The following is a 17,727-nucleotide window of genomic DNA, read 5'->3' as shown; positions in this document are numbered from 1 at the left end:
GATGTCCGCAGCTCAGGGATCGCTGCCGATACAGTCGTTTCTGTCAGCCATATTGGGCCGAAAGCTGGACAGATGTACGACCTCTGCCACAGCCATACCGGCCCTGATCCGCACGATCTGAGACTCCCCGGCCATCCCCATCGGGTCGATCAGATGCGAGGTGCCATCGAGGTATACCTGAGCGACCGCGCGAAAATTCCGATGTGCCGTATGTGCGGCGCAGACGCTTGCAAATCGTACTGGAATGTCTGGTGCGCGTGCGGGTGTGTTACGCCCATATGCACCGTCACGGCAGACACCCTGCCTTTGGGTGACTTCACAAGCAAGCTGAACGTCAATGTCGGCAATAACGGCACGTCCTTTGGGGATTAGGACGTGTCCCCCAAATCCTTCCGCAGCAGCGCGACGTTGCGGTTGTTCGCCTTGAAGGCAAGGTCAAACACGTCGCCGAGGACTGGCACCGCGCCTATGAAAAAATCCAGCCCTGTATTTGCCACCATACGCGCAATTGTGCGCTTGCGAACGCCAAGCCTGTAGCCTTGGTAGATGAGATATGCAGACGGTCCGAGCAATGCGAGATCACCGACACCGGGAATGAGACCCAGAATCGAATCCCACCCGAACCGGATGGGCGTGCCGGGTATCCGGAACCGGCTGTCCAGCAGCGAGGAGAGGTGATCGAGTTTCTTAATCTCGGCGCGGGACATGGTGGCTACTTGCGCGCGACAATGTAGACTGCGTGCACAAGCCCGGGGATGTAGCCCAGCAAGGTCAGCAGGATGTTCAGCCAGAAGTGCTTTCCCAAACCGACCTGCAAGAACACGCCAAGCGGCGGTATGATGACGGAAAGGATGATACGGATGAGGTCCATGAGCGCTCTTTCTTGCGATGTTCGTGGGAAACTCCCCGAGGTATGGCAGGTTGCACTGAGATAGGCGAGGTCATGCGTCTTAATCTGTGTTAACTTCCGGTATGTCAGAAGAATATCAAAGCTGCCTTGTCAGTCGACTATCCCGTTTCGTGACCCTCACCGATCACGAACGTGCCTTCATTGCCCAGATGGAGAAGGATGAACACCCGCGCAACAAGGGTCGGCCGGTTGTCAGTGTCGGGGATCGAACCGAAGGGATTATGGTCCTCAAGACCGGCTGGGCCGTTGTGAAAGCGGACAGCTCGGACGGGCGCAGTCAGATCCTGCGCGTTTATCTGCCGGGCGAGGTCATGGGACTTGCCGAAATCGGATCGTCACGCGCCAGCCATCGCATCATGATGCAGACAGACGGTGTGATCTGCCCATTTCCCCGTGGCGGATTGGCGCCGCTTTACAGCGAGTACCCGCGCCTCGGCGCGCTGCTCACCGCCGTCGGCAGTCTTGATCAGATCGCGCTGCGTCATCACGCCAGCAGTCTTGGGTCGATGGATGCGTCTGGCAAGCTCAGGTTCTGGTTGCTGCAGCTCCGGTCGCGGCTGGAGGTGGCAAATGTCGGTCTTGGCAACCGGTTTCAGGTGCCCTTCAGCCAGGTCGAGATCGGGCAGGCGGTCGGGCTGACGTCGATTTACGTCAACAAACTGCTGCGTCGTTTTGTCGAGAACGGTGACATCGAGATCGAGCGCCCCTATGTTCGACTGCTCAAGCGGGACGAATGGGAAAAGGACTGCGAGTTCGTCAACGCGTTCGTTGACATGGACACATCCTGGTTTCCACCCGCGATTGGGGCGAAGGCGACCAGCTCGGCAGATCTTGCCAAGCCGGTCTAGGGTCAGGCAACTGCGTCTTTGTTGATCCCGGCTGTCGCAAGCTCGGTCATGGTGCGATCACCGTCATAGGATGCATCAAGGCACTTATTGAGCACTGCCACATCATCATCCAGCTCCAGCCGGTCAGCGAAGGCGGCAAGACAGCCGTAACCCGCAATGGCGTAGTGGACCAGCCGCTGGTATTGCGTGATGATCATCGCGTCTTTGGTCGCGTCCTCGCCAAATGTCTCTTCGATCGCGTGGGCCCGTGCTTCTTTCACAAGGCCTTCCATCCCCTTGCAATGCTCGCCACTTGGGCTTTCATCGTGGCGTTTGGAAATCATCTCAATGGCGTCGATGCCGTCCTGAATGCCGTCCGCTCCCGCCGTGAGCGCATCGGCAAGGCCTTTGTTGCTCGCTGCCGTTGCCATCTCTTTGGTAACAGTCAATGCCTGCTTGTTGGCGCTGTAGATGTCCTTGAGTTGTTCAAGATAGAGGTCTTCCAGAGTGTCGATGCTCATGTTCGATCCTTTCGAGGTGAGCTTTCACGCTAACGGGAATCGACCACCGCAACAGAGACGATCTGACTGGAAAGGCCCCCGATTGGGCAAATACTAAACCAGATTAGCGTCTGCGCCCCGCACGACAATTTTCAACCGCCTAAGCTGCTCATAGTGGGCTGACCACAGTCACGCCCCTTCAGAGGAGCCCCCAATGCATAACGTCTTTTACCTCATCGGACTGATCGTCGTCGTTTTGGCCGTCATCAGTTTTCTGTTCTGAATCTGAATTGGAGAGATACATGTCGACACAAGATACGCCCGGCCACACGTCGGCCCAATCCCCCACATCGCAAGCGAAGCAGAAGGCTGGCGAACTGACGGAGCACGCGAAAACCGCTGTCCGTGACGTTGCGCAAGATGCCGCCTCCGCCGCAAAAGACCAGGCCGAAACTGCTAAGTCATCTGTCGCCGACGAGATGTCCGGTGTTGCCTCGGCCTTGCGCACCGCGGCCGAGCAAATGCGCAGCGGTTCACCGCAGGAACGCACATTCGGCCAGATTGCCGAAGGGCTGGCAGATGCGTCTGAAGCCATGCGCAACAAGGATCTGAGTGAAATGGTGCAGGACGTCAGCGCCTTCGCTCGGAATAACCCGCTGGTGTTTCTGGGCGGCGCTGCCCTGATCGGCTTTGCGGCGACGCGGTTTGCAAAAGCATCGGGTGGGCGTGAGGTTGAGACCACTCGTATTGCACCCGGCACGACAGCGCATGGAGAGGTCTCATGAGCGACAACACGACAAACAAGAGCGCGGGAAATCTGCTGACCGACGCCATGAGCAACGTCAGTGGACTGGTGCGCAACGAGGTCGATCTGGCTCGCGCGGAAATCAGCGAGAACGTCACCAAGGCCGGTGTCGCCATCGGTCTGATTGCCGGTGCCGCACTTATCGCCCTTGTCGCGCTGAATGTTCTTGCCGCAGCCCTTGTCGCCGCGCTGACCGAAGCAGGGCTGGACGCCGGCTGGTCGGCGCTGATCGTCGGCGCGGCACTTGGCATCATCGCCTTCGTTTTGATCAACAAGGGCGTCAACGACCTCAAACTCTCAAGCCTGGCGCCGACGCGGACCGTGAAGAACGTCCAGCGCGATGCCGCAGCCGTGAAGGAAGCCTACGATGACAAATGAGACCAGAAGCCCGCAGGAAATCGAACGCGAAATTGAAGAACAGCGGTCCGACCTGACCTCCAATCTGGAGGACCTGCAGGACAAGTTTTCAATCGACACGCTTGTGCGCCAGATCGGCGATCAGTTTCGTGAGCACGGCGGCGATATGGGCCGCTCGATCTCCAATCAGGTCAAGGCCAACCCGATCCCGCTGGCGCTGACCGGCATCGGTCTGGCCTGGCTGATGTTCGGAGGGTCGCAGCAGCCGCAGTTACGTCACCGCGCTGCCGATGACTTCGACGATGACCGCTACAGCCCGGCGGAGCGTGATGTCCGCCACAGTGGTGTCGAGCGCGGGATGCCGGATACGCCGCCTGCTACCCATGGCACGCGATCCGCATCAGTACCCGCCTGGGCGCGGGATCACGATTATGGCGATAGCCCCTCGGTCGGTGATCGTCTGTCGAGCGGTGCCGAAGCCGTCAAGAACAAGGCGGCGGACGGCGCGCAATCGGTGAAGGGCGGTCTTGCGAGCGCTGCCTCCGCGCTCGGCGATGCCGCGTCTTCCGCAAAATCGACGGTGGGGACTGCGACGCAATCCGCGAAGCAGGGCCTGGCCACGGCGAGAAACCGTATCGCAGAGGGCACCGAGACCCTGAGTGAAGAAGGTCGCAAGCGTGTGATCGCCGCACGCCAGAAGGCCGTCGAGATGCGCCGCTCTGCCGCGCGGTCGATGCACCAGGGGACGGATGCGGCGGCTGACTTTTATGATCAACAGCCGTTGGTCGTTGGCGCGCTCGCACTCGCAGTCGGGGCCGCGTTGGGCGGGGCTTTACCGCGCACAAAGGCCGAAAACGATCTGATGGGCACGCAGAGTGACAGCCTGTTCGATGAGGCCGAACGCATCTTCCAAGAAGAAAAAGCAAAAGCCCTGTCTGTCGCTGACGCGGTGAAGGATGAAGTCAAGGACATCGCAGCCGAAGCCAAAGCCGACCTTGACAGCGGTGCACCGGGTGAGAAGTCTGCAGCCGAAGCGATTGGCGACAAGGCGAAGAACGCGGCAGAGCGGGTTGCGGATAAGGCAAAGTCCGAAGCGCAGGACAAGAACCTTGGCAAGCCGCGGACCTGACGAACTTGGGGAAGGGCCGTACGGCCCTTTCCCGCTCTCCAATCTTCCAATTCTGAGGTTCTGACATGGCACGCGGCCGCTCCGCCGAAACCCCGACCGAGCTTCCAGCCACGGGCTGGAAGGACATCGCCTTTCGTGTGAAGGACGAAATCGCCGCCGACCGGGTAGGGCTGATCGCTGCCGGTGTCGCCTTTTACGGACTGCTGGCCCTCTTTCCTGCCATCACCGCTCTTGTCGCGATCAGCGGGTTGCTGATCGAACCGAGCCAGATCGTCGATCAGTTGGAAAGACTGTCGGGTCTCATGCCGGAGGAAGTGATCCAAATCGTGACACGCCAGGCGACCGAAGTGGCGGGATCCCGCGAGGGGGGACTTGGTCTTGCAGCCTTTGCCGGGGTGCTGATCGCGCTCTATTCGGCCTCAAAGGGCATGGCGAGCCTCATCGAAGGGATCAATGTCGCCTACGACGAGAACGAAGAGCGCGGCTTCATAAAACTCAAACTTGTCACGCTTGCCCTGACGCTCTTTCTGATGATCGGCCTTCTGGTTGCTTTGATGGCAACCCTTGGATTGCCCGCGGTTCTGGCACTTCTGGAATTTGGTCCGGTGTTCGAGGTCCTCATGACCGCGGGCCTCTGGATCGGGCTCTTTGGCCTGACCGTCTTCGGGCTTTCCGTTTTGTATCGATATGCGCCGTCTCGCGACGCGCCGGGATGGAAGTGGGCGTCACCCGGGGCGATCATTGCATGCCTCATCTGGGTCATCGCCTCGGCCGGATTTGCGTTTTACGTCGGCAACTTCGGGTCCTACAACGAAAGCTTCGGGACGCTGGCCGGGGTTATTGTGCTACTGATGTGGTTCTGGATCTCCGCCTTTATCATTCTGCTTGGGGCCGAGCTGAACGCCGAGATGGAAGCGCAAACGCGACAGGATACGACGATAGGCCCCGACGCGCCCATGGGGTCGCGAGATGCTGTAAAGGCCGACACTTTGGGCGAGGCTGCGAAATCATGATACCGAACTCTTCCAAATGCTGAACTGGGTTTTCTGGGGTGTAGCCCTCGTCCTCGCAATCATCACGCTCCTGCCGCTGACCAACAGCGTGACCTGGTGGGTCCGCATGTGGGATTTCCCGCGCGTGCACATCGCCGGTGTTGCGCTGCTGGCTCTGTCGGCGTGTTTGCCTTCCAAGATTTCCCTGAAGCCTCTACTTGCCACAGTTTTGGTCGCGGTGATGGTCTACCAGGGGGTGCAGATTTTCCCCTACACACCGCTGGCGCGTACAGAAATCGAAATAGCAAGCGCACCATCACCCTCGGAAGAAGTTTCATTGCTGTCAGTGAACGTGCTGATGGAAAACGCCCGACACCATGAATTAATCGCCATTCTTGAGCGCGAAGACCCGGATGTTTTGCTTTTGATGGAGACCGACGAAACCTGGAACGCTGCTCTGTCAGAGGTGCTGGGCCGATATCCAACCGTCAAATCACACATTGCAGACGACCATTACGGGCTGATCTTTGCAACGCGGCTGGAGACATCCCGCGTCGAATTGCTGTGGCCAGTTGCCGATGACACGCCCGCCGTCCGGGCTGTGATGGCGTCACCGGGCGGTACCGCGCTCAATTTCATCGGGTTGCATCCGCGGCCCCCCGTCCCAGGCAACACCACGGCGGTGCGCGACAAGCAGATCAAGGACGCCGCGTTGATGACCCAGTCGTCGGAACGGCCGACTATCGTGATGGGGGATTTCAACGATGTTGCATGGTCCTGGACCACACGCCGTTTCAAACGGTACGGCAATCTTCTGGAACCGCGTATTGGACGAGGAATGATCGCAAGCTTCCACGCAGATTACCCGTTCATACGTCTGCCCATTGATCAGCTGTTCATCACCAAAGATGTGGGGCTGGTCTCGTTCCGCAGGCTTGAAAAATTCGGATCGGATCATTTCCCGATTGCTGCCACTGTTTTCCTTTCTCAGGAAGCACAGGCTGGCAATGGAGAATAATTTACAAAAGCCGCCTGATCCAGAGCGGGTAGAGCGTACGCCAGATACGTCTTGGAAAGGTCTGGAAATCCCGATCATCGGTATTTTCTGCCTGTTGCTCTTACAGGCGTTGGTCTGGGCCAGCGACTTCCTGATCCCGGTCACAGCGGCCTGTCTTGGGTATTTTGTCCTGAACAGACCGCGCCGCCTGCTGTCCAAAGTCGGCATTGCGCCGGTCGTTTCTGCCGCATTGTTCACCACCATTCTCACTGCACTGATCGTGCTTTTGCTTGTGCAACTCAGCGCACCCGCGGCGCAGTTCATCGAGGACCTTCCGTCGCTGATGGACGAGATCAAGCAAAAGCTCTCCGCCGCGGGCGGAACGCTGGAAGCCATCAATGACGCAACAGTGGCCGCGGAGGAAATCATCGAAGATCAGAACGCCGAGACCGTGGAAGTTGAGGTGGTGTCCAACACCGGGGTCGCTGCAACTCTTTTCAGCATGGCGCCCGGCTTTCTTGGCCGGATTCTATTTGCCCTGATCCTGTTGTTCTTCCTGATCGCCTCGGGCGACATGTTTCTGACCAAGACCGTGCAAAGCTTCGAGCGGTTCGGTGACAAGCGGCGCGCCGTGGCAGTGGTGCATTCGATTGAGGATCGTCTGGGTTACTATCTGGGCGGCATTGCGATTATCAACGCGGGCCTTGGCATCGCCGTCGCAATCGCGATGCACTTCTGGGGCCTGCCGAGCGTGGTCATCTTCGGTTTCATGGCCTTTGGCCTCAACTTCGTGCCATTCCTGGGCGGTCTCATGGGGGCGACCATTGCGGCAGCGGTCGCATTCGTGAGCCTCGAAGGCACATGGGCGGCGGCAGGGGTATTTGTCACCTACATTATCCTCACATCCATAGAGGGTCAGTTCATCACACCGCTCGTCATCTCGCGGAGGATGCGACTGAACACCCCGGTCGTTTTCCTGTTCGTCGCATTCTTTGCCTGGATCTGGTCGATCATCGGCATGATCGTGGCATTGCCCATCTTGATCGTGCTCAAGATTGCCTGTGATGAGACCAAGTCGCTGCAGACACTGGCGCGGTTTCTGGGAGATTTGAATGATGATGCATCAGCGGCCGATGCGAAGGCATAATCAGCCAACGGCGGCCCGCACCGCCAGCTGATATCGGGTTATGTCTTTCGGCGGATCAAGCGGCCGATGAAAATCAGCAGACATGCTCCGGCGGCGGCAACGATCAACTGGCCGATCCACCCGCCAAGCGTTGTGCCGATGATTGCGATAAGCAGCCAGTTCAAGACAAGCGCACCGACGATGCCGAGCACGATGTTCATCAGCAGGCTCTGATCCGATTTCATGATCTTCTCTGCGATCCAGCCGGCTAGCGCGCCGATGATCAGTGAGCCAATCCATCCTATTCCGGTCATTGTGTTAGTCCTTTTCAGTTCTGGGGGGAAAGTGGTTTGCGGGAAGCATTGCCCTGCACAAGTGTCTCGCGCCCACCACCTTGACATTAAAGAGCTGCCGCCGGGGGACACCAGCGGCAGCGAACTCGTTACCTACTTCAGCGAGATGCGGACGGTTGGCCGCACCAAACTGCAACTCAGTCCAGACCGAGCTGTTCGGCCAGACGCAGACCCGGGTCAAGCACGCGCACTTCGTTCTCGTTGTACTCCGGCATGTTCTCCAGCTGAGTTTGCGTGAACTCCGGCAGGATCAGCTCGTCTTCGCGCAAGATCAGTTTTTCAACCGGCACCGCGACTTCGTTCTCACCCATGCCGAGGAAACCACCAACGCCGATGATGGCGACAAGTGTTTGGCCACGTATGCCGATGAAATCGACCTCACCCACGTCTTCACCGGTTTCAGTGGCAACGCTGCGACCGATCAGGTCTTCGGCCTTGCGGTCGAAGATCGGCAGGACCTTGACCGTCTCCTGGTAGCGGGCGCGGTCTTCGTCAGCCATGTTGCCGGCTTCGTCTGCTTTGAAGTCTTCCATCACGACACGGGCCTGCATCTGTTCGACTTTGACATTCGCTTCGCCCGCATCAACGACGTTGACCTCAGGCTCTTCACTGGTGACGGACACATTGGCGCTGTCGCCCTGTTCCACGTTCACTTGCGCTTCTTCCTGCGTGACGTCGATCTGAGCATCCACCGCATCGGAGATGTTCACCTGCGCCTCGCCCTGCTGGAATTCCACACGCGGTTGCGCTTCCTGAATGGTGATCTTCGGTTCCGGGCGGATAAAGCGCACGACGGGTTCAGGCTGATCAAGGTCGATGATCGGCTCGCCCGTTTCCACGTCCACTTCGGGCTTGGGCACCATCACGGTGACAATCGGCTCGGGGATCACGACCGTGATCTGTGGCTGGGCCTGCTCTACGGTGATGATGGGCGCTTGCTGGCGGACCTTCACGGTCGGTTCCGGCACCACCACGGTGATTTCGGGCTGTGGCTGCTCAACCGTCACCACGGGCTGGCCCTGGGTCACTTCGACGTTCGGGTCGGGAACGGTCACGTTGACGGTTGCATCTTCCTGCTCAACAACGACCTGGCCGCCTTCGGTCGGAACGACGGTCTCATTGCTGTCGGTGGTCGACTGGGCAAGAGCGCCCGTTGCGGCGAACGCACCGATGGCGGCGGTGCCAAGCAGAGTTTTCAGTATAGGGTTCATAGCGGTTCCTTCACATGACCAAGACCGAGCACCGTCCAGAGGCGTGCGCTCGAGATGTGCAATCTCGGCCAAAAGTTGATTTGCAGAGCATTTGAAAGGCAGCGTTTTGACACGTGTCCGTCTCATCCTCCGAGTGCCTGAACGGGCAGAGTTGCCAGTCCTTGAAGCTCTTTCCAAGGTAACAGTCCGTACCGGGATGGGTTGGGCTCAGACACTAATCCCTGACAAGTTTGGCGGCATTTTTGCGGGTCGATGCGGACAGCTACCGCCTGTCGCGTTCGACGCCCCTCAGCAGTGTCTGATCCACGTTGTCGCCGTGCAACACCGACACGTCTCCGGTCGTTTCCAGAACAACGGCCCGCACGGACGACATCTGGAGCGCATTGGCTTCGCGCAGTTTCGCCATCAGGTCGCTTTCGGTAACACGCGTCCGACGCAATGCCGCGTGAAGGATCTCACCATCACGCATCAGCAAAACGGGAGCGTTTTGCAGTGCGGCGTCCAAGCGATCTGATCGTTGTCGGATATGCGCGACGCTGAACTGGATCGCGAAGAGTGCGGCCATTGCCGTCAAGGTTTGAACGAGGTCCACCCATCTGCCGGTCTGCGCCGCACCTGCCAGTAACGACCCCATAGCCACGGTCATGACAAAGTCGAAGTTCGTCATTTTTGAGAACGACCGAAGTCCCACAATGCGGACGAGCAGGAGAATCCAGCCGAGACCGAGTGCGCTTAAAACAAGGCCCCTGGCGATCGCATCTGCCAAAGCGTGATCAAAAATCATAACCCTATCCTCATGTTCTTTCTCTGATCTGCTCTGCGCCCCGAGCAACCGAGATGAGCATCCAGCTGAAAGACAGGACCCAGACCACGGCAATCACGCCCAGACCCCGCTCGAAAGCGCCGTCATATCCGGTCGGCATGAAGAAAAAGACAGGTGCGCCGATGATCCAGAGCGCCGCGCAGCAGTAGCTGATAACACCATACCGCCGCGCAATGTGGGATAGACCACGGCCCATGGTCAGAAACAGGGCAGCAAACAGAAGGCCAAGTACATAAACGACGTAGATGTGGATCACGACGCCCTCGGTATCATTGTCGCCATATTCATTGCGCGCGCCAATAACCACCACGCACATGGCAAGTAGCGCAAGGCAGGCCACACCGATATTCCAGCGCGTCCCATCTAAATGAAGATGCGCGGCTGCGATGGCGCAGGCAATCAGCGACCCGGCAAAACCATAGAGTGCGACGTCCTGGATGATCTCGTATCGACCGGCAGCCAGGTCGCTAACGGTGTCGGCCACCCAGTCGTGATCCGGCACAACGATGCTCCCGACAACGTTTCCAACCAGCATCGCGACCGTGCCGCCAATCGCGATCCAAGCGGCGACCAAAAGAAGCGCTGTATCAAGAGCCATGGTCTTGTGGTTCATCATGCGGACCTTTCACGCCTGTGAACAGGCTAGACGACGGTACATCGACTGTCACATTGGATCTTCGGGTTGCGCAGTTTTTTGAACAATCTGTCCGGCGTGGCAAGTTGTCTGCACGTTCAAAGCTTCCAGAAGCTAATCTTAGACAGCTTAAGGTGAGGGAATGTTTTGCGCGATGACTGCGGCCCAGCCCCATGTGAATGGTCCAAACTGAGTGTCAGTGCATGACCGGCCTTTGGAACCATGGGGCGATGGTTGCCGGAGCTGGCGGGCGATGGCCCAGAGCACTGCGGGAACGTTTTCTATGGTAGTGTTTCCGCCAGTCTTCGATCAGGATTTTTGCTGCGTGCAGGCCGTAGAGAATCGTGCCTTTTAGGAACTCATGCCCGACCCGAGCATTGAAGCTCTCGTAGTATCCATTCTGCCACGGGCAGCCCGGTTCGAAGTAGCCGTCCTTGCACTATGCGCCTTTATCCGGTCCTGCACGGCCCGGGCCACGGACGCGGGTCCGTTGCCGGATCGAATAATCGACGGAACACCGCGCATCATGAACAGATCGCTCAAGGCGTCGAACGGTGCTGCCTGAGTTAAGCTTGCGATCCACGCGAATGGTCAAACATTTTCGGCTGCATTCATCGATGACGTTGTGCGTGCGGATCACATTCCCGTAATCTGCGCTGCAGTGCAGGGAGTTGTCTCTCCAGCCGTGGTTTCGATGCCTTGGACGAAGTCTGAGGCATGATCCATCGGTGATACCGGTGCGCTTCGAGATAGGCGTGGTTGTAACGCGCGCAGGGGGTGCTGCCTTGGCCGACGATCGTCATTATCAGCGTCAATCTGCGGAGGCTCAAAACTGATACCAGCTGGCAGTCGCATTCGGTAGCCTCTCGGGCGACGCCATGTATCTTCAATCCTGAAACATGAACTATTCCGGCAAACCTGCCTGGCGGAGGTTGTTCAGCACACGTTCCAGGTCCGAGACATTCGCATACTTTCCATCGTAGTTGTGGCGAACGTCTGCAAGTGAATATTCCGGATCGAACTCAAGCAAATGGTCGACCGCTTGGTTGGCTTCGATTGTATCGCCTCGGCAAATCTGAATGATCGCCAGGACGCGATATGCCATTGGCGGTATCTCGGACATGGCGTTCATGGTTTGCAGCGCCTCGTTGCAGTTTTTCGTGTGCCATTGAACCCATGCAAGGTTCCACTTGATCCAATCCTGGTGACGCGGGTCGAGGCGAATGACTTTCAGCATCAGGTCTTCCGCCGCTTCGGCCTGACCGCTGTAGGTCAGCGCCTCGGCCAGCGAGGCCATTGCCCCTGTATCATTCGGATTCAGCTCCAGCGCTTGCCGGTAACGGGCAATCGCCTTGTCGAGTTTTCCCTCCTGAATATGCAGGTACGCCATCGCCGAATGACCGTCATAGTAGTCCGGCGCAAGTTCTATGGCTTTACGCGCGTAATCTCGCGCTGCGTTCAATTCCACGATGGGGTCCTGATCCGTCCACCCCCAGCGATACTTGTTGATGTGAACAAAGGTCAGCCCGACATAACCGAAAGGCTGCGTGGGATCAGCTGCCACTGCAGCGAGATTGGCCAGCCGCGCCTTTTCGTTCCCCTCCGGTGTGAAATCAAAAAGATGCTGACGTGCTTTCAGGTTCAGAAGCAGGGCGGTCAGTTTCGCTTCGTCGGTCTCAGTCGCCTTCTGCCCTTCGGAGTTGATGATCTTTTGCGCCACCGTAGCGACGGTCTTTCGGACGATCTCATCCTGGACTGCGAAAACATCACTCAGATCGCTGTTGTAAACCTGCGACCAGAGATTTTGCCCCTCGACAGCATCGATAAGTTGAATTGTCACGCGCAACCGGTCACCGCTCTTTTGCTGGCTCCCTTCCAGCAGGTATCGCACCCCAAGCGCCTTGGAGATTTTCGACACCTCGGTTGGCGCGTCGCGGAAGCTAAAGCTCGAATTACGGGCGATCACAAATAGTTCGGGAAATCGGGAGAGATCGGCAATGACGCCCTCGGCGATTGCGTCACTCAGGTAATTCGCGTCGGCACCAACGCTGTGATCATCAAAAGCCAGGACTGCAATTGAGGGTTTGGTCGGTAGCATCAGGTCAGTCGCTGATGGGTTTTGTCCGTTTCCCAGAATCCAAAAGGTGCCAAATCCCAGAGCCAGAACTACGGTTAGTCCTGCCAGTGCCAGTCTTGGCATTTTGCGACGCTCGATCCTTGGTACTGCTGATTGTGGTCCAGGTGTCTTGAGACGGGACGTCGGCGCCAGACGATAGCCTTTCTTGGGGCGGGTTTGGACTAATCTGTGATCCGCATCGCTCAGCGCGCGCCTGATATCAGCGATGCATTGCGACAGGCTGTCATCGGTGACTATCGTCTTTGCCCAGACATTTTCGAATAACTCGTCCTTGGAAACGGTCTCGCCACGTCGATCAACCAGATAGGCGAGAACCTCAGCACTCTGACGGCGCAGATGGATCGGTTTCCCCGAGGCGTCGAGCAATTCCTTTGACTCCAGTGAAAACTCGAAGCTGCCCAGGGGAACAGTTGTGGACGAATTCAAGGATTTTTCAGATTTTTCTCCGGACATTTCAGACGCCTCCATGCCCCACTGAACCTGCGAAGAGTTGCACCGTGAGGCAAGATAATTCTCCCGGGTGCAAGCAAACATGAAAGGAAAGACCATGACAATCATCGCGAAAGTCTCCGCCACCGCCATCAGCCTGCTCAGTGCGACAACCGCGTGGGCCGCGGACTACAAGGTCAAGCGTTCGCTCGAGCTTCAGTCGTCGCCGACAAGGGCGTGGCATACTATCGGCGATTTCTGCGACATCGACGACTGGCACCCGAAAGTGAGCGGCTGTTCCCTGAAGGTCATGGATGGATCACTGGTCCGCGTGTTGACCCTGGAAGGTGGGGACGAAGTCACTCAAAAACGCATCGCTCAGGAGGCCGGGTTGTCTTACACCTACAAGACCGTCAGGTCGTCTTCGCCGGTTGAGAACCACACCGCGACCCTGTCGGTCGAACCCCTGGGCAAGCCGTTGATCGAGTGGTCTGCAAACTTTTCATCCGATGATCCCGCGATGGAACAGGTCATAGTAGACGAGATCGAAGCGGGCCTGGCGGCGATAGACTTGTTACTGGCGGCTTCAGGATCGCGATGATCTGTTCTTCGCAGAACCGTGGTATCTTCACTCTGTCTATCTCCTTCATTGGGACAGACTCTGCCTCAAAACGGAGGAAGAAACAGATCTCAGCTCACTTGCCGAGCATAGGCAGACTGCCGGAAGTGGAGATGCCGGTACCTTACGGAAAACGCACCTCTACCTCGGGCAACAATCGTACCGTCCGATTTTAGAGAGGTGGTTGGCTGTGCAGGCCGTCCCGAGCTATCCAGTCTGTCGTGAAATTCCCTGTTAACAGGGAAAATACAGGGAAAAACTGCCGATTTTGCTGATGTTCGAGCGCATTGCCTAGATTGCTTCAAAGAATTCAGTGGGTTAGATACGATTTCCTTTAGTTTATAAACAGGGAATTCCATTTTGGTATCAGCGAATATGATTGAGTGAACAGGCAAGCGACACCGGGCGTGATCTTTGCAATATGGTGGATAACTTGCCTGAAATTCCCGAAGCTGACATTCGAGTGAAGTGCAGTGACTATGAAGATTTTCCGATGTGGACCGGAGTGCGAACTTGATGATTGGACCGACCGCGGCCAGCGTTGGAAAATCTCTGAGGGAGGAAGCCGCGGGGGTCTGGTCGCAGCCCGTGGGGAAAGCGGGACGGCGTTGCGGACGGCACTGTCGGAGCGCTGGATCGGTGGGCCGCAACATACGTCTTTGCTGCGGCTACTATGAGGCAGCCTTGGCCGACGAACGGTCCGCGAGGCCCGCACTGCGATATGGTTTCGGGTCCGGAGATTGTCGGAAGCACGAAGCCTTGGTTTCCAGAACGAGGGGTCGGTTCTGATCGGGGTCGGCGAAGGGGACGGCCTTGTCATCATGCGGCGGACTTTCTGGGCGGAGCTCGGGTCAGAGGACGCTCGCCAAGCCGGCAGGTCTCGACGATCCGCATCCCTCCACCACAATCCGGACACCGCTCCCTGAGGGTGAGCGGCGGGACCGCATCGGCGTCGGTCGGCTCGGCTTGCGCGGACGTGTCGGTACCGAGTAGTTGACGGATCGTCTCGAACAACCCGGATTTCAGGCGCGTGCTTTGGCCCAAAAACATCCAGGTTCCAATTCTTCCGCAATAGCCAAGCGCGACGCGCCGTCGCGAGGCAAACAACCGTGGAGGAAGTTGCGGGTGTGCCGAAGGCAACTCCGCTGTCACGCGGAAGGTCCAGAATGCCCGGTATCCAGCGCGCAGCAACCATTTCAATAACATCAGCCGACCGAGAGTTGGTATAGGTCGAAGCGCACTGATCCCAGCGGAGCATCATTCTCTGGGCCGCTGCAGCAATGGGGATTGTCGCTCCAATGACAAATCCAAAATAGCGAGGAGCGTTCGAGGCCACAGTGCCCGGTGATCCAACATCATCCAGCAAAGCAAGTGTTTCGCAAGCGTCAAAGCCATTGTCCTGCAGGGTTTCATCAAAGCGAGACAAGGACGGGAGCGCCGGTTCTTTCGGAAAGACATCCATCTCAGCGATGTCAGCAAGATAGCGGTTGGCGCGACGAGCCGCACCATTGAGAAGATCGGCTTCCATCGAGACGGATTTTGATCTGTAGTCGGTCATATTGCGTCTCCAGTAACTTGTAGCCTGAACTTTGACGCCCGCTCTCAGTGCCAGGAATGGATACGTGGATCACAACCCGTTTGACCGCTGGCGCGTGGCCAGCTTTGGCATCTTGCCAGTTGAACGAGCGTTCGAAGTGTCGCGCGCACCAAGGTTGAGGCTCCGGCCACTGTCGCTGAAGATCAGGGGCCGAAAATAAAATCGCGAACCAGGCGCGTGATGTCCTCCGATGCATCCTCCGGGCTGTAGTGCCCGACACCCGCGAGGACATGCGCCTCCGCGTCCGGAAACAGGTCCGTGAAGAGCGGCAGCAGGTGGGTCGCGTGCAGTGTCCGATCCTCCTGTCCCCAGATGGCCAGGGCGGGCAGGCGCGTAATTCTTTTCCGCGCGTCCTCATCAGGAACTTCGAACTGATGGGTTCCAGTCGCCACGCCTTTCGCCCAGCCGATTGGCCCCAGGGCGTGCAGCGGCGACGGAAAGGGGGCTCCATAGGCGGAAATCCAGGTGTCATTGATGATGCTTGTCCGCTCGAACCCGTTCAGGTTCAGTGTCGAGAGGATGTTGTAGTCGAGATTGCCCAACACCGTTTCCAGCGTGCCATCGTTGTCGGCCTCGATGATCCAGCGAAACCACGGCGACACCTTGGCATTTGCAGTCAAACGGTCTGCCAGATCCGGCTGGCCAAAGGGCGTAGGGCCATTCAGTGAAACAATCCTTCTGATCCTGTCGGGATGCCGGGCGGCCAGACCCATTCCCACGGGTCCGCCAAAATCATGCATGACCAAAGTCAGACCCTTCAGATCCAGCTCGAGCACAAAAGTTTCGAGGTTGTCGATGTGATCCTGGACCCAATAGGTCCGATCCACAGGTACCGCGCTCTTGCCGAAGCCAAGATGATCGGGCGCGATCACCCGCGCTTCTCGGGACCATTCGGCTATCTGGTGGCGAAAAAGGTAGCCCCAGGTCGGTTCACCATGCAGCAGGAGCAGGGTTTCATCGCCCGCGCCCTCGTCGACATAGTGCATCTGCGCGTCTTTGATGCCGATGTAATGTGCCTCGAACGGCCAGGTGCCATCAAATGTTTCATCCGCATCTACTGCGGATTCCAGCCCATGGGCGAGATGGGCTTGGGGGGCTATCGTGGTGACTTGCATGAGAGGTTCCTCGAAAAGTTCAGTAGTGGCTGTGGCGTTAGTGTCGGCGACTGCCCTGTCCGGCAGCGGCAGGGCAATGCCCTCGGATGCAACCAGCAGCAGCGGCCAGAGCAGCGATTTGCTGCGGGAAACACAGCGGCGCTTGCAGAATATGTGTGAGATTGTCATTTGCGATGGCTCCGAACTGTTGCGGTCCGGCGCAAACATGTCACGCGGGCCTTGCCGCGCCTTTCAGAATTCTGCGTTTCAGGTTTCGGACGCAACCGAAGCAGCCATGCCGCCCCTGCGTACCACGGCAGGGGTGAGGCCGAGATGGCGGCGAAACATCGTGGTCATGTGGCTTTGCGAGGAGAATCCGGTCGCATAGGCAATTTGGGCAATCGGCGCATCGGACTTCGCCAGCAGCCCGCGCGCGGTGTCGATGCGGCGCGCCAGAACGAACCTGTGTGGCGTCTCTCCCACGATCTGTTTGAACGCCCGGGAAAACTGGTGATCCTCCACACCACACAGTCGCGCCAGAACGGATACCGAAAGGTCAGCATCGAGGTTCGCGTCGATGTATTTGAGCGATGCATCGAGGATTTTCTTGTCAAGAAGCTTCGCCCTGCCGCTGGCCCGCTGATCCAGCGGCAGGGCCAGCATCTCCACCAGCAGAACGAAACATAGCGACCTGAGATAGTCGCCGGAGACATCATCGGCGAGGATGTGCCTTCGAATGCGTTTCGCCAGCTCCGTCGGAAATGGCATCGGGCCGCCGATGATGACCCGGGGTTCCAGCAGGTCGCTCTTGAGCTGAAGGGCCGCGGAGAGATCTTCGCGCAGGGTGTCAAACGGAAACACGATCACGAGGACCTCGGGCGCGTTGGATGAGTGGCCCTTTAGGGGAAACCCTGCAGGCGCCACGATGTATTCGTAGGGGCGCCGGTCGTATTTGCGCAACCGGTCTCCGGCCAGTGAACTCCGCCCTTCGTCCCCGGCGAAACTGATACTCGCAAACGCGTCTGTCAGACGGACATTAAAGTCGCGCCTCCCCGCGGGCACCAGCTCTACAAAGAAGTCGTCGAACGCCACACGCTTGCCCCAGAGCGGCAGCTCGGCGCGCGGTGGGCCAACAAGATCGAGTAACTGTTTCAACGCTCGTCCCCAGAAATTCTCGCATCAGCATA

The 17,727-nt window shown here is 58.1% G+C and carries 19 protein-coding genes and 1 pseudogene; 9 read left to right on the top strand and 11 right to left on the bottom strand.

All coding sequences use genetic code 11. From position 1 onward, the window contains the following. Nucleotides 1-368: 368 nt before the first annotated feature. Both KX928_RS17225 and KX928_RS17220 read right to left on the bottom strand, forming a co-directional pair. Entirely contained in the window at nucleotides 369-707 is a 339-nt protein-coding gene (locus KX928_RS17225) for a DUF4112 domain-containing protein (protein WP_219505195.1), read from the bottom strand. A 5-nt stretch (nucleotides 708-712) separates the two neighbouring features. Then, a complete protein-coding gene (locus KX928_RS17220) occupies nucleotides 713-871 on the bottom strand; it encodes a YqaE/Pmp3 family membrane protein (RefSeq protein ID WP_219505193.1) in 159 nt (52 codons plus the stop codon). A 101-nt stretch (nucleotides 872-972) separates the two neighbouring features. Between KX928_RS17220 and KX928_RS17215 the strand changes: the two genes are divergently transcribed. Further along, nucleotides 973-1,758 (top strand): Crp/Fnr family transcriptional regulator, encoded by a 786-nt coding sequence (locus KX928_RS17215; protein ID WP_219505191.1) that lies wholly within the window; start codon nucleotides 973-975, stop codon nucleotides 1,756-1,758. Nucleotides 1,759-1,760: 2 nt separating this feature from the next. Here KX928_RS17215 and KX928_RS17210 read toward each other — a convergent pair whose 3' ends face one another. Next, nucleotides 1,761-2,258 (bottom strand): ferritin-like domain-containing protein, encoded by a 498-nt coding sequence (locus KX928_RS17210; RefSeq protein WP_219505189.1) that lies wholly within the window; start codon nucleotides 2,256-2,258, stop codon nucleotides 1,761-1,763. Between the two features lie 281 nt (nucleotides 2,259-2,539). Between KX928_RS17210 and KX928_RS17205 the strand changes: the two genes are divergently transcribed. The 6 genes from KX928_RS17205 to KX928_RS17180 all read left to right on the top strand — a co-directional run bounded on the left by KX928_RS17205 (nucleotide 2,540) and on the right by KX928_RS17180 (nucleotide 7,664). Continuing rightward, on the top strand, nucleotides 2,540-3,022 hold the full coding sequence (locus KX928_RS17205; RefSeq protein ID WP_219505186.1) for a hypothetical protein: 483 nt from the start codon (nucleotides 2,540-2,542) through the stop codon (nucleotides 3,020-3,022). Beyond that, complete coding sequence (locus KX928_RS17200; RefSeq protein WP_219505184.1) at nucleotides 3,019-3,420, top strand: phage holin family protein; 402 nt, start codon at nucleotides 3,019-3,021, stop codon at nucleotides 3,418-3,420. Before KX928_RS17205 ends, KX928_RS17200 begins: the two co-directional genes overlap by 4 nt. After that, nucleotides 3,410-4,528 carry a DUF3618 domain-containing protein gene (locus KX928_RS17195; protein ID WP_219505182.1) on the top strand — a complete coding sequence of 373 codons (1,119 nt, stop codon included), beginning with the start codon at nucleotides 3,410-3,412 and terminating at the stop codon, nucleotides 4,526-4,528. The genes KX928_RS17200 and KX928_RS17195 overlap by 11 nt, the downstream gene beginning before the upstream one ends. Before the next feature lie 65 nt (nucleotides 4,529-4,593). Next, the gene (locus tag KX928_RS17190; RefSeq protein ID WP_219505179.1) at nucleotides 4,594-5,541 is read left to right on the top strand and encodes a YihY/virulence factor BrkB family protein; all 948 of its coding nucleotides are present in this window, start codon (nucleotides 4,594-4,596) and stop codon (nucleotides 5,539-5,541) included. Between the two features lie 16 nt (nucleotides 5,542-5,557). Next, nucleotides 5,558-6,538: an endonuclease/exonuclease/phosphatase family protein gene (locus KX928_RS17185; protein ID WP_219505178.1), complete on the top strand. Its 981-nt coding sequence runs from the start codon at nucleotides 5,558-5,560 to the stop codon at nucleotides 6,536-6,538. Further along, nucleotides 6,528-7,664: an AI-2E family transporter gene (locus KX928_RS17180; RefSeq protein WP_219505175.1), complete on the top strand. Its 1,137-nt coding sequence runs from the start codon at nucleotides 6,528-6,530 to the stop codon at nucleotides 7,662-7,664. Before KX928_RS17185 ends, KX928_RS17180 begins: the two co-directional genes overlap by 11 nt. A gap of 38 nt (nucleotides 7,665-7,702) precedes the next feature. Here the strand turns inward: KX928_RS17180 and KX928_RS17175 are convergent, their stop codons facing one another. From KX928_RS17175 to KX928_RS24335, 5 genes and pseudogenes are all read right to left on the bottom strand, one after another. Then, the gene (locus KX928_RS17175; RefSeq protein ID WP_219505173.1) at nucleotides 7,703-7,957 is read right to left on the bottom strand and encodes a GlsB/YeaQ/YmgE family stress response membrane protein; all 255 of its coding nucleotides are present in this window, start codon (nucleotides 7,955-7,957) and stop codon (nucleotides 7,703-7,705) included. Between the two features lie 176 nt (nucleotides 7,958-8,133). Next, nucleotides 8,134-9,207 (bottom strand): PRC-barrel domain-containing protein, encoded by a 1,074-nt coding sequence (locus KX928_RS17170; RefSeq protein WP_257883901.1) that lies wholly within the window; start codon nucleotides 9,205-9,207, stop codon nucleotides 8,134-8,136. Between the two features lie 262 nt (nucleotides 9,208-9,469). Continuing rightward, on the bottom strand, nucleotides 9,470-9,991 hold the full coding sequence (locus KX928_RS17165; protein ID WP_219505171.1) for a DUF421 domain-containing protein: 522 nt from the start codon (nucleotides 9,989-9,991) through the stop codon (nucleotides 9,470-9,472). 10 nt (nucleotides 9,992-10,001) lie between these two features. Beyond that, entirely contained in the window at nucleotides 10,002-10,643 is a 642-nt protein-coding gene (locus tag KX928_RS17160; protein WP_257883900.1) for a DUF998 domain-containing protein, read from the bottom strand. Between the two features lie 217 nt (nucleotides 10,644-10,860). Next, nucleotides 10,861-11,031 (bottom strand): annotated as a pseudogene (locus KX928_RS24335) (integrase core domain-containing protein); the annotation flags it as partial. On the opposite strand from KX928_RS24335, the gene KX928_RS17150 reads away from it, so the two are divergent. Continuing rightward, entirely contained in the window at nucleotides 11,026-11,229 is a 204-nt protein-coding gene (locus KX928_RS17150; protein WP_219505167.1) for a hypothetical protein, read from the top strand. The pseudogene KX928_RS24335 and the gene KX928_RS17150 sit on opposite strands and share 6 nt — an antisense overlap. Before the next feature lie 339 nt (nucleotides 11,230-11,568). Here the strand turns inward: KX928_RS17150 and KX928_RS17145 are convergent, their stop codons facing one another. Further along, complete coding sequence (locus tag KX928_RS17145) at nucleotides 11,569-13,254, bottom strand: winged helix-turn-helix domain-containing tetratricopeptide repeat protein (protein ID WP_219505158.1); 1,686 nt, start codon at nucleotides 13,252-13,254, stop codon at nucleotides 11,569-11,571. A gap of 94 nt (nucleotides 13,255-13,348) precedes the next feature. Here KX928_RS17145 and KX928_RS17140 point away from each other — a divergent pair, with 94 nt between their 5' ends. Then, nucleotides 13,349-13,831 (top strand): SRPBCC family protein, encoded by a 483-nt coding sequence (locus tag KX928_RS17140; protein WP_219505156.1) that lies wholly within the window; start codon nucleotides 13,349-13,351, stop codon nucleotides 13,829-13,831. Nucleotides 13,832-15,589: 1,758 nt separating this feature from the next. Here KX928_RS17140 and KX928_RS17135 read toward each other — a convergent pair. Both KX928_RS17135 and KX928_RS17130 read right to left on the bottom strand, forming a co-directional pair. Then, nucleotides 15,590-16,729 (bottom strand): alpha/beta fold hydrolase, encoded by a 1,140-nt coding sequence (locus KX928_RS17135; RefSeq protein ID WP_219505154.1) that lies wholly within the window; start codon nucleotides 16,727-16,729, stop codon nucleotides 15,590-15,592. A 78-nt stretch (nucleotides 16,730-16,807) separates the two neighbouring features. After that, entirely contained in the window at nucleotides 16,808-17,695 is an 888-nt protein-coding gene (locus KX928_RS17130) for an AraC family transcriptional regulator (RefSeq protein WP_219505152.1), read from the bottom strand. Between the last annotated feature and the right edge of the window lie 32 nt (nucleotides 17,696-17,727).

Origin of the sequence: Roseobacter insulae, from assembly GCF_019375555.1 — a bacterium.
GTDB lineage: Bacteria > Pseudomonadota > Alphaproteobacteria > Rhodobacterales > Rhodobacteraceae > Roseobacter > Roseobacter insulae.
This window is presented reverse-complemented; position numbering and strand designations above follow the sequence as displayed.

Bases quoted from the DNA above. Each gene is read 5' to 3' on its own strand.
- KX928_RS17225 (WP_219505195.1), bottom strand. From the start codon at position 707: ATGTCCCGCGCCGAGATTAAGAAACTCGATCACCTCTCCTCGCTGCTG.
- KX928_RS17220 (WP_219505193.1), bottom strand. From the start codon at position 871: ATGGACCTCATCCGTATCATCCTTTCCGTCATCATACCGCCGCTTGGC.
- KX928_RS17215 (WP_219505191.1), top strand. From the start codon at position 973: ATGTCAGAAGAATATCAAAGCTGCCTTGTCAGTCGACTATCCCGTTTC.
- KX928_RS17210 (WP_219505189.1), bottom strand. From the start codon at position 2,258: ATGAGCATCGACACTCTGGAAGACCTCTATCTTGAACAACTCAAGGAC.
- KX928_RS17205 (WP_219505186.1), top strand. From the start codon at position 2,540: ATGTCGACACAAGATACGCCCGGCCACACGTCGGCCCAATCCCCCACA.
- KX928_RS17200 (WP_219505184.1), top strand. From the start codon at position 3,019: ATGAGCGACAACACGACAAACAAGAGCGCGGGAAATCTGCTGACCGAC.
- KX928_RS17195 (WP_219505182.1), top strand. From the start codon at position 3,410: ATGACAAATGAGACCAGAAGCCCGCAGGAAATCGAACGCGAAATTGAA.
- KX928_RS17190 (WP_219505179.1), top strand. From the start codon at position 4,594: ATGGCACGCGGCCGCTCCGCCGAAACCCCGACCGAGCTTCCAGCCACG.
- KX928_RS17185 (WP_219505178.1), top strand. From the start codon at position 5,558: ATGCTGAACTGGGTTTTCTGGGGTGTAGCCCTCGTCCTCGCAATCATC.
- KX928_RS17180 (WP_219505175.1), top strand. From the start codon at position 6,528: ATGGAGAATAATTTACAAAAGCCGCCTGATCCAGAGCGGGTAGAGCGT.
- KX928_RS17175 (WP_219505173.1), bottom strand. From the start codon at position 7,957: ATGACCGGAATAGGATGGATTGGCTCACTGATCATCGGCGCGCTAGCC.
- KX928_RS17170 (WP_257883901.1), bottom strand. From the start codon at position 9,207: ATGAACCCTATACTGAAAACTCTGCTTGGCACCGCCGCCATCGGTGCG.
- KX928_RS17165 (WP_219505171.1), bottom strand. From the start codon at position 9,991: ATGATTTTTGATCACGCTTTGGCAGATGCGATCGCCAGGGGCCTTGTT.
- KX928_RS17160 (WP_257883900.1), bottom strand. From the start codon at position 10,643: ATGAACCACAAGACCATGGCTCTTGATACAGCGCTTCTTTTGGTCGCC.
- KX928_RS17150 (WP_219505167.1), top strand. From the start codon at position 11,026: ATGCCCGACCCGAGCATTGAAGCTCTCGTAGTATCCATTCTGCCACGG.
- KX928_RS17145 (WP_219505158.1), bottom strand. From the start codon at position 13,254: ATGTCCGGAGAAAAATCTGAAAAATCCTTGAATTCGTCCACAACTGTT.
- KX928_RS17140 (WP_219505156.1), top strand. From the start codon at position 13,349: ATGACAATCATCGCGAAAGTCTCCGCCACCGCCATCAGCCTGCTCAGT.
- KX928_RS17135 (WP_219505154.1), bottom strand. From the start codon at position 16,729: ATGACAATCTCACACATATTCTGCAAGCGCCGCTGTGTTTCCCGCAGC.